The following is a 12,118-nucleotide window of genomic DNA, read 5'->3' on the forward strand; positions in this document are numbered from 1 at the left end:
GTGGTGGGTCCCTGAGCTTGTCGAAGGGCCCGACACGGGAGAGCACGAAGACAGCGAACAGGAAGCATCATGAAGGTCAACCCCAGCGTCAAGCCCATCTGCGACCACTGCCGCGTGATCCGTCGTCACGGTCGCGTCATGGTCATCTGCAAGTCGAACCCGCGTCACAAGCAGCGCCAGGGCTGAGTCGGGCCACACAACTGAATACTCCGGTCGAGCCGCGCGCTGCGCTCGCTCAACGGCCGGTCATCTGAAGGCAGCATCGGATGCTGAGGCGGGGTCCACTGATCCCGTCGAGGCGGACACCTCGGGGCGGAGGCCCGGGACCGGATGCTGCTCCACACCTCCACAACACTCCAGGAGAACCGCATGGCACGTCTTGCCGGCGTTGACATCCCGCGCGACAAGCGCGTGGTGATCGCCCTCACCTACATCTACGGCATCGGCCGTACCCGCTCCGTCGAGATCCTCAAGGCGACCGAGATCGACGAGTCGATCCGCGTCAAGGACCTCAGCGACGACCAGCTCATCGCGCTGCGCGACCACATCGAAGGCAACTACAAGGTGGAGGGTGACCTCCGCCGCGAGGTCGCCGCCGACATCCGCCGCAAGGTCGAGATCGGCTCCTACGAGGGCCTCCGCCACCGTCGCGGCCTTCCGGTGCGCGGTCAGCGCACCAAGACCAACGCCCGCACCCGCAAGGGCCCGAAGCGCACCGTCGCCGGCAAGAAGAAGGCCCGCTAAGCGGCGGCCAGGGAATAGGAGAAAACTTTCATGGCTGCACCCAAGGCCGCCGCGCGCAAGCCGCGCCGCAAGGAAAAGAAGAACATCGCGCTGGGCCAGGCCCACATCAAGTCGACGTTCAACAACACGATCGTCTCGATCACCGACCCGTCCGGCGCTGTCATCAGCTGGGCATCGTCGGGTGGCGTGGGCTTCAAGGGCTCGCGCAAGTCGACGCCGTACGCCGCAGGCATGGCAGCGGAGTCCGCTGCCCGCCAGGCCGCAGAGCACGGCGTGAAGAAGGTCGACGTCTTCGTCAAGGGCCCGGGCTCGGGCCGCGAGACCGCGATCCGCTCGCTCCAGGCCGCCGGCCTCGAGGTCGGCTCGATCCAGGACGTCACGCCGCAGGCACACAACGGCTGCCGTCCGCCGAAGCGCCGTCGCGTCTGATCTCGCGCAAGGATGCCGCTCATCCAATGGAGGAGCGGCATCCTTGCCCTCCAAAACTCAAGACCTCATCCACACATGTCATATAGCGGGCATGTGATCGAAAGGAACACACAGTGCTGATTGCACAGCGTCCCACTCTCACCGAGGAAAAGATCTCCGAGAACCGCAGCCGGTTCGTCGTCGAGCCGCTCGAGCCCGGTTTCGGTTACACGATCGGCAACGCGCTGCGTCGCAGCCTGCTCTCGTCGATCCCCGGCGCCTCGGTCACCACCATTCGCATCGACGGCGTGCTGCACGAGTTCAGCACCATCCCCGGTGTGAAGGAAGACGTCACCGAGATCATCCTCAACATCAAGCAGCTGGTCGTCTCCAGCGAGCGCGATGAGCCCATCACGGCGTACCTGCGCAAGACGGGCGCCGGCGAGGTCACCGCTGCAGACATCTCCGCGCCGGCGGGTGTCGAGGTGCACAACCCCGAGCTCGTCATCGCGACGCTCAACGACACCGCACGCTTCGAGCTCGAGCTCACCATCGAGCGCGGCCGCGGCTACGTATCGGCATCGCAGAACCGCAACGAGTACGCAGAGGCCGGTCAGATCCCGGTCGACTCGATCTACTCACCGGTCCTCAAGGTCAGCTACCGCGTCGACGCCACCCGTGCCGGTGAGCGCACCGACTTCGACAAGCTCGTCCTCGATGTCGAGACCAAGTCGGCGATCAGCCCGCGCGACGCCGTCGCGTCCGCCGCCAAGACCCTCACCGAACTGTTCGGCCTCGCCCGCGAGCTGAACGTCGAGGCCGAGGGCATCGAGATCGGCCCCGCGCCGGTCGAGGCTGTGCTCTCCAGCGAGCTCTCCATGCCGATCGAGGACCTCGATCTGTCGGTGCGCTCGTACAACTGCCTCAAGCGCGAGGGGATCAACACCGTTTCGGAGCTGGTCGCCCTTTCCGAGACGCAGCTGATGAACATCCGCAATTTCGGACAGAAGTCGGTCGACGAGGTGCGCGACAAGCTCGTCTCGCTCGGTCTGTCGCTGAAGGATTCGGTGCCCGGTTTCGACGGCGCCCACTTCTACAGCGCAGGCGAAGACGAATCCTTCTGAAACCCGACCTCTTCCTGATCAGGAGCTAGACGATTATGCCCAAGCCCACCAAGGGTCCCCGCCTCGGAGGCGGCCCCGCACACGAGCGCCTTCTTCTCGCGAACCTCGCGGCCGCGCTCTTCACCAACAAGTCGATCAAGACGACCGAGACCAAGGCGAAGCGCCTGCGTCCGCTCGCAGAGCGTCTCATCACGCTCGGCAAGCGCGGCGACCTGCACGCGCGTCGCCGGGCGCTCACGGTCCTGCGCTCGAACAAGGACGCCCTGCACGTCCTGTTCAACGAGATCGCACCGCTCGTCGCCGAGCGCGAGGGTGGCTACACCCGCATCACGAAGGTCGGCAACCGCAAGGGCGACAACGCCCCCATGGCCGTGATCGAGCTCGTTCTCGAGCCCGTCTCGCCGAAGAAGAAGAAGGCCGCGGCGCCCAAGGCCGAGAAGCCCGCAGCGAAGGCTGAGAAGGCTGAGGAGGCTCCCGCTGAGGAGGCTCCCGCTGAGGAGACCGCCGCTGCGGAGGCTCCCGTCGAGGAGGCTCCCGCTGAGGAGATCGCTCCGGCTGAGGACGGCAAGTAAGCGACAGCGCTTCAGAACGCAGCCCGTCACCCCTCAGGGGTGGCGGGCTGCTTCGTCGTTCGGGGCGGCCGCTCAGCGCGGATTCACCGCCACCGGGCCGGTCGTCGCCCCCACCGGGTCGTTCAGGCGGTATCGGCTGCCCGGGCGGCCCTTCGTGGTGTAGTCGAGAGTGCGGATCGCCTGGCCGGTGCTGGCCAGGTGCTCCAGATATCGTCGCGCGCTCACGCGCGAGATCGACAGGACGGCGCCGATCTCGCTCGCGGAGGCATCGGGTGCGTCGGCCAGCGCCGAGACCACTCGCGACAGCGTCTCGGCGCTCATGCCCTTCGGCAGCCCGTCGCGCTTGCGGAAGGCGATGATGGCATCCGCAGCCTCGACGCGTCGCACGACATCATGCAACTCGGTGTGATCGCGCAGCAGCAGCGTCGCCTCGACGGCTTCCGCGTCGATCCCCGCTCCGGTGCTGCGCGCGACCAGCACCTTGTCTCCGACGATCACCGGCCGGCCGGCATCCTCTCCGTCGCGCAGAACGGCCATCAGCTCGTCGCCGAGGACCTCCGCAGCCGCTGCGCCGAGCAGGGCCGCGCCGTCCGCGCCGAGCAGGCGGGCCGCGGCGTCATTGACGAGCGTGATCTCACCCCGAGCATCGACGGTGATGACGCCTTCGCTCAGCCCGTGCATGGTGGTCTCCTGGTTGCGCACCAGCGCTGTGATCTCGTGCGGCTCCAGCCGATGGATGCGGCGGCGGATCACCGCGGTGACCCACGCCGAGCCGAACACGCCCAGGATCACCGCGGCGAGCATCGCGCCGATGATCCAGAACAGGTTGCCCACGAACTCGCCGTCGCCCTGTGACTCGAGGATCCCGACCGAGACGGTGCCGACGACATCGGGGCCGTGGAAGATCGGCACCTTCACCCGCCAGGACGGGCCCAGGGTGCCGGTCTCGGTTCCCATGAAGATCTCACCCGACAGGGGGATCGACGGGTCGGTCGAGACGTGCTCGCCGATGCGCTCCGGATTCGGATGCGAGTAGCGGATGCCCTCATGATTCGCGACCACGACGTAGGTGAGATCCGAGGCTTTGCGGATCGCCTCGGCGAGCGGCTGGATGGTCGCCGAAGGATCGGCGTCGTCGAACGCACGCGTGATCGCGGGCATCGATGCGATGGACTGCGCCACGGCCAGCATCCGATCCTCGTACGCGTCCCGCACGGTGTGGGCCTGGATCACGCCTGCAGTCACGCCGGCGATCAGGGTGACGATCGCGACGATCAGCGCCTGCAGCAGGATCAGCTGAACACGCAGCGTCATCCCGCCGTCCTGCGTCTTCAGCGACGCGCGCATCATCCTCGAGGCCACACCTCATTCTCCCTCCTGCGCCCGAGCCGAGCGAGCGGGCGGCCACGGTATCCGCGACCAATAGTTTCGTAACCCCGACCAATGGTTTCGGAAGCAGAAGGCGGTGCTTCGCGGTGCATACGGTTGCCAGCATCCCGACATCGCTCAAGGAGGAGCACATGAACAAGACACGCACGGCCCTCGTGGCCGCCGCCGCCATCGCGGCGTTGGCGCTGGCCGGCTGCTCGTCAGCCGGTGGCGACGCAGCACCCGCCGATGACGGCGACGCGACCGCCGCGTTCGCGAACGTCTCGATCATCGTCCCCGCCGACCCCGGCGGCGGGTGGGATCAGACGGGTCGCGCCGTCTCGAAGGTGCTCACCGACGAGAAGATCGTGGGGACGGCGGCCGTCACGAACGTCGGCGGCGCAGGTGGCACGATCGGACTCGCCCAGCTCGCGAACGTCAAGGATCCCGCGACGCTCATGGTCAACGGCCTGGTCATGGTGGGCGCGATCGAGACGAACGGATCAGAGGTGCGCCTCGAGGACACCACGCCGATCGCCCGCCTCACCGACGAGCCGCTCGTCGTGGTGGTTCCTGCCGAATCGGAGTACCAGGATCTGGAGGATCTCGTCGAGGACATCGTCGACAAGGGGCAGGAGATCACGGTGACCGGCGGGTCAGCGGGAGGCGCCGACCACATCCTCGCCGGCCTGCTGCTCGAGGCCGCCGGGCTGGAAGGCTCGGAGATCCCGGAGAAGCTGAACTACACGCCCAATGCAGGTGGTGGCGAAGCCGTGTCGCTGATCATCGGCGGGAAGGTCGCCGCAGGGATCTCGGGCGTCGGCGAGTTCCAGCAGCACATCGAGAAGGGCACCATGCGGGCCCTCGCGGTCTCGAGCGCAGAGCCGTCCGAGCAGCTGCCCGATGTGCCTACGATCACCGATGCCGGCTACGACGTCGTGCTGACCAACTGGCGCGGTGTGATCGCACCCGGCGGGATCTCCGACGCCGAGCGCGCCGAGCTCGAGCGCATCGTGACGGAGCTGCACGACACGGACGCGTGGCAGAGCGAGCTCGAGACGAAGGGGTGGGCGGACGCCTTCCTCACCGGTGACGAGCTCGACGCCTTCGTCGAGGAGAACATCTCCGACGTCACCGGCACGCTGAAGAACATCGGGCTGATCTGACATGACCGCCCCGATCATCGGGGCGAGCGGGAGGGCTGAGAGGACTCGGCCCTCCCGCCGGGTTCCCATCGGAGAACTCGTGTTCGCCCTGCTCATGCTCGCACTCGGCGTCTACGCCGTGATCGGCGTCTTCAGCATCCACATTCCCGTCGGCGTTCAAGTCGGACCGACGGTGTTCCCGATCTTCGTCGCCGTCATCCTGCTCGCCTCCGCCATCGCAGTGCTCATCGGCGTGCTGCGCGGACAGCGCGCCGAAGTCGAGGAGGGCGAGGACATCGATCCGAACGCCCGCACCGACTGGCTCACACTCGCCAAGATCGTCGGCGGGCTGATCGCGCATCTGCTGCTCATCGACATCATCGGCTGGGCGCCGGCCGCGGCGCTGCTGTTCGGGATCGTCGTCTGGGCGCTGGGAGCTGCGCGCTGGTGGCTCGGGTTCGTCGTCGGGCTCGTGATCGGCATCATCGTGCAGATCGTCTTCGGCGAGCTGCTCGGGCTGTCGCTGCCGCTCGGCCCTGCCCTCGGCTGGCTGGGAGGGATCATCTGATGGATTCCTGGACCCTGCTTCTGGAAGGCTTCGCGACCGCGCTGCAGCCGCAGTACCTGGTGTTCGCCTTCATCGGCGTGCTGATCGGCACGGCCGTCGGCGTGCTTCCCGGCATCGGACCCGCCATGACGGTCGCCCTGCTGCTTCCGCTGACCTACACGCTCGATCCCACGGCGGCCCTGATCACATTCGCCGGCATCTACTACGGCGGCATGTACGGAGGATCCACCACCAGCATCCTGCTGAACACCCCCGGTGAATCGGCGTCGATCGTCACCGCGATCGAGGGCAACAAGATGGCGAAGATGGGTCGCGGCGCAGCCGCCCTCGCGACCGCCGCGATCGGGTCGTTCATCGCCGGGACGATCGCCACCGCAGGGCTGACGCTGCTCGCTCCGGTGCTGGCGCAGTTCGCCGTGGGACTGGGACCCGCCGACTACTTCGCGCTCATCATGATCGCGTTCATCACCGTCGGTGCGCTCATCGGCAGCTCGGTCCCGCGCGGGATGCTCTCGCTGGGCGTAGGCCTTTTCCTCGGCTTGGTCGGCACGGACGTGCTCTCGGGGCAGCAGCGCTACACGATGGGCGTGCTCGCGCTCTCGGACGGCGTGGACATCGTGCTGGTCGCGGTGGGGCTGTTCGCAGTGGGCGAGTCGCTGTACATCGCCGCGCGCCTGCGCCACGGTGCCGTCGACGTGATCCCCGTCAGCGGCGGCTGGCGCAGCTGGATGACCAGGCAGGACTGGAAGCGCTCGTGGAAGCCGTGGCTTCGGGGCACTGCGATCGGCTTCCCGATCGGCACGATCCCCGCCGGCGGCGCGGACGTCGCCACCTTCCTCTCATACGCCACCGAGCGCAAGCTGTCCACGCACAAGCAGGAGTTCGGACGGGGCGCAATCGAGGGCGTCGCGGGTCCCGAATCGGCCAACAACGCCGCGGCCGCCGGCGTGCTGGTGCCGCTGCTGACCCTGGGCCTGCCGACCACCGCGACCGCGGCGATCATCCTCGTCGCCTTCCAGGCGTACGGCCTGCAGCCCGGACCGCTGCTGTTCGAGATGCAGCCCGCACTGGTCTGGGCGCTGGTGGCGAGCCTGTACCTGGGCAATGTCATCCTCATCGTGCTGAATCTGCCACTGGTGGGGATGTGGGTGAAGCTGCTGCAGATCCCGCGACCGTACCTGTACGCCGGCATCCTGACCTTCGCCGCCTTCGGCGCGTACGCGCTGAACTTCGCGGTGATCGACATCCTCATGCTGGTCATCATCGGCGTGCTGGGCTGCTTCATGCGCCGGTACGGGTATCCCGTGGCGCCCCTGGTCGTCGGCATGATCCTCGGGCCGATGGGCGAGGAGTACCTGCGCAAGGCGCTGCAGCTGAGCCAGGGCGACCTGTCGACGCTGGTCATGCAGCCGTTCGCGGCGTCCGCGTACGCCGTGCTCGCACTGCTCGTCGCCGGCGGGCTCTGGCTGCGCCGACGGCAGCGCCGCTACGAACAGCAGCTCACCGAGTCGATCGCGGTGCCCATCAAATCCGATCAGGAGGTCTGAGGCCCCCGAGGGCGCGCGGTCTCGCGGTGAAATGCGCGGGGCTCGCGGCGATAGTCTGATCTGTGTGACATCAGAGGATCAGGCCATCACCCGTGAGCCTCGCGCATACTTCACCTTCATCTTCATCGGACTGTCGGCCGGTCTGCTCTCGGGCCTGTTCGGTGTCGGCGGCGGGACGGTCATCCTGCCGCTGCTCGTGCTGATGCTGCACTACAACCAGCGCCTCGGTGCAGGCACCTCGCTGGCGGCGATCGTGCCCACCGCGAGCGTCGGCGTGATCTCGTACGCCCTCTCCGGCGCCGTCGCCTGGATCCCCGCACTGATCCTGGCCGGCGGAGCGGTGATCGGCGCGCAGATCGGGACGCGACTGCTGCCCAAGGTCTCGCAGTCGGCGCTGCGCTGGGGCTTCGTCGGCTTCCTGGTCATCGTCATCGTCAGCCTGTTCGTGGTGATCCCGTCGCGTGATGCCGAGCTCATCCTCAACTGGGGGAACGGCATCGGCCTGGTCGGGGTCGGGCTGGTCACCGGGATCATCGCCGGTCTCATCGGCGTAGGCGGCGGAGTGATCGTGGTGCCCGTGCTGATGCTCGTGTTCGGCACCAGCGACCTGGTGGCAAAGGGCACCTCGCTGCTGATGATGATCCCCACCGCGTTGTCCGGGACGATCGGCAATCTGCGTCACCGCAACGTCGACCTCGTCGCCGCCGGCATCATCGGACTGTCGGCGTGCACGACGACGGCGCTCGGCGCCTGGCTCGCCACGCTGGTCGATCCGTTCGTCGGCAACATGCTCTTCGCCGGCTACCTGCTGTTCATCGCCGTGCAGATGACGATCAAGGCGATCCGCGGCAGACGGCGCTGAGTCGCAAGCACGTCGGTCACAGCCGCAAGCACGTCGGTCACAGTCGCGCTCGGTAGGATCGAGGGGTGCCCGTGAACAACGAACTGGTCGGCCGCGAGTTCGCGCCGACGGCCCCGTACCTGGTCGGACGTGAGAAGGTGCGCGAGTTCGCGCGCGCCGTCTTCGCCGACGCCCCGCAGCACACCGACGTCGAGGCGGCCCGCGCGGCCGGTTTCGCGGACGTGGTCGCTCCGCCGACTTTCGCGATGGTCGTGCAGGATCTCACTCTGCAGCAGCTTCTTGCCGAACCGGACTCCGGGATCGTGCTCGCACGCACCATCCACGCCGAGCAGCGCTTCGCCTACACGCGCCCGATCGTTGCCGGTGACGAGCTCACGGCCAGGCTGGCCGTCACGGGCATCCGCTCACTCGGCGGGAACGCGATGATCACCAGCGAGGCGACCATCACCGATGACGCGGGGGAGCACGTCGTCACCGCCACGAGCGTTCTGCTCGTCGGATCCGACAGTGAGGGCGACGCATGAGCTTCTCAGTCGGCGATGTGATCGCCGAACGCACGATCCACCTGACGCGGGAATCACTGGTGCGCTACGCAGGCGCATCCGGCGACTTCAACCCGATCCACTACCGCGACGACGTCGCGGCGTCCGTCGGGCTGCCCGGCGTGCTCGCGCACGGGATGCTGACGATGGGCATCGCATCGTCCGTCGTCGTCACCGCGCTGCCCGCCGATGCGCGATTGATCGACTACGGCGTGCGCTTCACCAAGCCCGTGGTCGTAGACCCGCAGGCCGGCGCCGATGTGCACGTGCTCGCCAAGGTCGGCGCGGTCGATGAGACCTCCGCGCGCATCGACCTGACGGTGAAGGCCGCCGAGACGACTGTGCTGGTGAAGGCGCAGCTTCGGGTCGCGCTCTGAGATGGCATCCGAGCCGATGACCGAGGTCGAACCCATCGCTCTGCGTGAGCTGACCACCCTGCGCACCGGCGCCGCCCCGCGACGGATGCTGGATGCCTCGACCACAGCGGAGCTGATCGAGGCTCTGCGAGAAGTCTGGGCCAGCGGCGAGGAGTGGTTCGTGCTCGGCGGCGGCTCCAACCTGTTCATCGGGGACGAGTCGTTCGACGGCGCCGTGGTCCGGATCCTCAGCACCGGTATAGAGGAGCTTCCCTCTCCGCACGAGGGACGCGTCCGCTTGCGCGTGCAGGCAGGACATTCGTGGGATGACCTGGTCGCCTACGCCGTCGAGCGCGGCTATGCGGGCATCGAGGCGATGAGCGGCATCCCCGGCACAGTCGGCGCCGCTCCCGTGCAGAACGTGGGCGCGTACGGTCAAGAGATCCAGGAGACGCTCGTCGAGGTCGAACTCATCGACGAGCATGAGGATGCTGCGGTCGTGGTTCCCGCCGCCGAGCTCGGACTCGGTTTTCGGACGTCGGTGCTGAAGCATCACTACGGCGAGGCGCACGGTCGCCGCGCCGTGATCCTGTCGGTGACTCTCGACCTCGCCGTCACCGGATCCGCCGGTCGCGTTGTCCGCGGCGAGCAGCTGCGTCGTGCGCTCGGGCTCGCGGACTACGAGCCGGTGTCGCTGGAATGGGTGCGCGCACGGATCCTCGAGACGAGGGCGGTGAAGGGCATGCTGCTGAACGCGGACGACCCCGACACGCGCAGCGCCGGATCGTTCTTCCAGAACGCGATCGTGCCCGAGCACATCGCCCGCGCGCTGCCGCCGGAGTGCCCCCGATGGCCGGTCGAGCCCGACCTGGACTCGGTCACCGTGATCCCGCTGGACTCGTACTACGGCCTGACGCCGCGCCCCGAGCGTCCGGAGAGCATGATCAAGGTCAGCGCCGCGTGGCTGATCGAGAACTCGGGCATCCGCAAGGGATTCCGCCTGCCGCGCTCGCGTGCCGGCGTCTCGACGAAGCACGCCCTCGCGATCACCAACAGGGGAGGGGCGACCGCGGCCGAGCTGGGCGAGCTGGCCCGGTTCATCCAGAGCCGCGTGCACGCCGAGTACGGTCTGCTGCTGCAGCCCGAGCCTGTGCTGGTGGGCGTCGACCTGTAGCATCCGACGACGCCCGCGGGCGTACACTCGGCGCATGAGCGGACTGATTCCCTACCTGCTGTTCCCGGGCAACGCGGCCGAAGCGCTGGAGCACTACCGATCGATCTTCGGCGGCACCCTGCAGCTGTTCGACTACGCCGCAGCCGGGCGCACCGACGGTCCCGGCGAGGCGATCGCGCACGGGATGCTGGTGGAAGGTCCTGTCGAGCTCGCGGGAGCGGATGCCGGATTCGGCGACGCCACCGTCGAGATGGAGGGCATGTTCTTCTCACTGCTCGGCACCGCCGAACCCGAGACGCTCGCCGTGTGGTTCGACGCGCTCGCAGAAGGCGGCCATGTGATCGACCCGCTGCAGCAGCGACCCTGGGGCGATCACGACGGCACGCTCACCGATCGCTACGGCGTCCGCTGGCTGATCGGCCACCAGGGCTGAGGCGCGCGGGCCGCCGGGGACGGCCCGCGGCGCGCGTCAGGACGCGAACAGGCGCTGCAGGCGCTGGACGCCCTCGAGCAGCTGGTCATCTCCCAGGGCGTACGACAGGCGCAGGTAGCCGGACGGGCCGAACGCCTCGCCGGGCACGACTGCGACCTCGGCCTGCTCGAGGATGAGGTCTGCCAGCTCCAGCGAGGTCGTCGGCGTAGCGCCGCCCCACGTGCGGCCCAGCAGGCCCTGCACGTCGGGGTAGACGTAGAACGCGCCGTGCGGGTTGGGCACGACCATCCCATCGATCTTCGACAGCTCCGCCACGATCAGGCGGCGCCGGCGATCGAACGCCTCGCGCATCTTCTCGGCCTCGGTCTGCGGACCGTTCAGCGCTGCGATCGCACCGCGCTGCGCGACATTGTTCACGTTGCTGGAGAGGTGCGACTGCAGGTTGGCGGCGACCTTGATGGCATCCGCAGGCCCCACCATCCAGCCCACGCGCCACCCGGTCATCGCGTACGTCTTGGCGACGCCGTTGACGAGGATCGTCTGCGCCGCGGCCTCGGGAACCGCCTGCACGATCGAGGTCGCCTTCACGCCGTCATACGTCAGGTTCTGGTAGATCTCGTCGCTGATGATCCAGATGCCGTGCTCGACGGCCCACTCCGCGATCGCCTTCGTCTCTTCCGGGCTGTACACCGAACCGGTCGGGTTCGACGGCGAGACGAACACCAGGACGGTGGTGCGGTCGGTGCGAGCGGCCTCGAGCTGCTCGACAGTGACCTTGTACTCCTGGTCGGCTCCGGCGAAGACCTCCACCGGCACGCCGTCGGCGAGCCGGATCGCCTCCGGGTAGGTGGTCCAGTACGGGGCGGGCAGCAGCACCTCATCGCCGGGATTCACCACGGCCTGGAACGCCTGGTACACGGACTGCTTGCCGCCGTTTGTGACGATCACCTGGCTGGGGGAGACCTCGAGACCCGAGTCGCGCAGCGTCTTCGCGGCGATCGCCTCGCGCAGCGCGGGCAGGCCGGCCGCCGGCGTGTAGCGGAAGTTCGCCGGATCCGACATGGCCTCGACTGCGGCATCCACGACGAACTGCGGCGTCGCGAAGTCCGGCTCGCCGGCGGCGTAAGAGATCACGGGCTTGCCCTCGGCCTTGAGCGCCTTGGCCTTGGCATCCACCTTCAGCGTGGCGGACTCGGCGATGGCGCTCAGCTTGTTCGAGAGAGCGGGTTTGCGGGAGAGAGGCGCGCGTTCGGTCACGCCTCCGATCGTACCCGT

15 protein-coding genes are annotated in these 12,118 nt (G+C 68.0%); 13 read left to right on the top strand and 2 right to left on the bottom strand.

The annotated features are described in order from the left end of the window. Positions 1-69 precede the first annotated feature (69 nt). From rpmJ to rplQ, 5 genes are all read left to right on the top strand, one after another. Positions 70-186, top strand: coding sequence for a 50S ribosomal protein L36 (gene rpmJ / locus ACQUSX_RS13275; RefSeq protein ID WP_071644008.1), 117 nt, complete (start codon positions 70-72; stop codon positions 184-186). Between the two features lie 183 nt (positions 187-369). Then, positions 370-744 (top strand): 30S ribosomal protein S13, encoded by a 375-nt coding sequence (rpsM, locus tag ACQUSX_RS13280; protein ID WP_428907381.1) that lies wholly within the window; start codon positions 370-372, stop codon positions 742-744. Between the two features lie 30 nt (positions 745-774). Next, on the top strand, positions 775-1,173 hold the full coding sequence (gene rpsK, locus ACQUSX_RS13285; protein WP_071644012.1) for a 30S ribosomal protein S11: 399 nt from the start codon (positions 775-777) through the stop codon (positions 1,171-1,173). A 113-nt stretch (positions 1,174-1,286) separates the two neighbouring features. Further along, positions 1,287-2,276, top strand: a complete 990-nt coding sequence (locus ACQUSX_RS13290) for a DNA-directed RNA polymerase subunit alpha (protein ID WP_428907382.1) — start codon at positions 1,287-1,289, stop codon at positions 2,274-2,276. Positions 2,277-2,311: 35 nt separating this feature from the next. Continuing rightward, complete coding sequence (rplQ, locus tag ACQUSX_RS13295; protein ID WP_428907383.1) at positions 2,312-2,848, top strand: 50S ribosomal protein L17; 537 nt, start codon at positions 2,312-2,314, stop codon at positions 2,846-2,848. 72 nt (positions 2,849-2,920) lie between these two features. Here the strand turns inward: rplQ and ACQUSX_RS13300 are convergent, their stop codons facing one another. Beyond that, positions 2,921-4,210 carry a PAS domain-containing protein gene (locus ACQUSX_RS13300; protein ID WP_428907384.1) on the bottom strand — a complete coding sequence of 430 codons (1,290 nt, stop codon included), beginning with the start codon at positions 4,208-4,210 and terminating at the stop codon, positions 2,921-2,923. 158 nt (positions 4,211-4,368) lie between these two features. On the opposite strand from ACQUSX_RS13300, the gene ACQUSX_RS13305 reads away from it, so the two are divergent. The 8 genes from ACQUSX_RS13305 (at position 4,369) to ACQUSX_RS13340 (ending at position 10,843) form a co-directional block, all read left to right on the top strand. Further along, on the top strand, positions 4,369-5,382 hold the full coding sequence (locus tag ACQUSX_RS13305) for a Bug family tripartite tricarboxylate transporter substrate binding protein (protein WP_428907385.1): 1,014 nt from the start codon (positions 4,369-4,371) through the stop codon (positions 5,380-5,382). Between the two features lie 79 nt (positions 5,383-5,461). After that, the gene (locus ACQUSX_RS13310; protein WP_428907386.1) at positions 5,462-5,929 is read left to right on the top strand and encodes a tripartite tricarboxylate transporter TctB family protein; all 468 of its coding nucleotides are present in this window, start codon (positions 5,462-5,464) and stop codon (positions 5,927-5,929) included. After that, on the top strand, positions 5,929-7,476 hold the full coding sequence (locus tag ACQUSX_RS13315) for a tripartite tricarboxylate transporter permease (protein WP_428907387.1): 1,548 nt from the start codon (positions 5,929-5,931) through the stop codon (positions 7,474-7,476). The genes ACQUSX_RS13310 and ACQUSX_RS13315 overlap by 1 nt, the downstream gene beginning before the upstream one ends. Before the next feature lie 64 nt (positions 7,477-7,540). After that, a complete protein-coding gene (locus tag ACQUSX_RS13320) occupies positions 7,541-8,338 on the top strand; it encodes a sulfite exporter TauE/SafE family protein (protein ID WP_428907388.1) in 798 nt (265 codons plus the stop codon). 65 nt (positions 8,339-8,403) lie between these two features. Beyond that, positions 8,404-8,862: an FAS1-like dehydratase domain-containing protein gene (locus ACQUSX_RS13325; RefSeq protein ID WP_428907389.1), complete on the top strand. Its 459-nt coding sequence runs from the start codon at positions 8,404-8,406 to the stop codon at positions 8,860-8,862. Further along, positions 8,859-9,257, top strand: coding sequence for a MaoC/PaaZ C-terminal domain-containing protein (locus ACQUSX_RS13330; RefSeq protein ID WP_428907390.1), 399 nt, complete (start codon positions 8,859-8,861; stop codon positions 9,255-9,257). Before ACQUSX_RS13325 ends, ACQUSX_RS13330 begins: the two co-directional genes overlap by 4 nt. 16 nt (positions 9,258-9,273) lie before the next feature. Next, on the top strand, positions 9,274-10,410 hold the full coding sequence (locus tag ACQUSX_RS13335) for a UDP-N-acetylmuramate dehydrogenase (protein ID WP_428907391.1): 1,137 nt from the start codon (positions 9,274-9,276) through the stop codon (positions 10,408-10,410). Positions 10,411-10,444: 34 nt separating this feature from the next. Beyond that, positions 10,445-10,843 (top strand): VOC family protein, encoded by a 399-nt coding sequence (locus ACQUSX_RS13340; protein ID WP_428907392.1) that lies wholly within the window; start codon positions 10,445-10,447, stop codon positions 10,841-10,843. A 36-nt stretch (positions 10,844-10,879) separates the two neighbouring features. Here ACQUSX_RS13340 and ACQUSX_RS13345 read toward each other — a convergent pair whose 3' ends face one another. Next, positions 10,880-12,100 carry a pyridoxal phosphate-dependent aminotransferase gene (locus ACQUSX_RS13345; RefSeq protein ID WP_428907393.1) on the bottom strand — a complete coding sequence of 407 codons (1,221 nt, stop codon included), beginning with the start codon at positions 12,098-12,100 and terminating at the stop codon, positions 10,880-10,882. Positions 12,101-12,118 lie beyond the last annotated feature (18 nt).

This window comes from Microbacterium alcoholitolerans (genome assembly GCF_050408615.1).
Taxonomy (GTDB): Bacteria; Actinomycetota; Actinomycetes; order Actinomycetales; family Microbacteriaceae; genus Microbacterium.

What these genes read in the sequence shown, in the direction of transcription:
- rpsM (WP_428907381.1), top strand. Translation starts at nt 370, where the DNA reads ATGGCACGTCTTGCCGGCGTTGACATCCCGCGCGACAAGCGCGTGGTG.
- rpsK (WP_071644012.1), top strand. Translation starts at nt 775, where the DNA reads ATGGCTGCACCCAAGGCCGCCGCGCGCAAGCCGCGCCGCAAGGAAAAG.
- ACQUSX_RS13315 (WP_428907387.1), top strand. Translation starts at nt 5,929, where the DNA reads ATGGATTCCTGGACCCTGCTTCTGGAAGGCTTCGCGACCGCGCTGCAG.
- rpmJ (WP_071644008.1), top strand. Translation starts at nt 70, where the DNA reads ATGAAGGTCAACCCCAGCGTCAAGCCCATCTGCGACCACTGCCGCGTG.
- ACQUSX_RS13340 (WP_428907392.1), top strand. Translation starts at nt 10,445, where the DNA reads ATGAGCGGACTGATTCCCTACCTGCTGTTCCCGGGCAACGCGGCCGAA.
- ACQUSX_RS13335 (WP_428907391.1), top strand. Translation starts at nt 9,274, where the DNA reads ATGACCGAGGTCGAACCCATCGCTCTGCGTGAGCTGACCACCCTGCGC.
- ACQUSX_RS13305 (WP_428907385.1), top strand. Translation starts at nt 4,369, where the DNA reads ATGAACAAGACACGCACGGCCCTCGTGGCCGCCGCCGCCATCGCGGCG.
- rplQ (WP_428907383.1), top strand. Translation starts at nt 2,312, where the DNA reads ATGCCCAAGCCCACCAAGGGTCCCCGCCTCGGAGGCGGCCCCGCACAC.
- ACQUSX_RS13330 (WP_428907390.1), top strand. Translation starts at nt 8,859, where the DNA reads ATGAGCTTCTCAGTCGGCGATGTGATCGCCGAACGCACGATCCACCTG.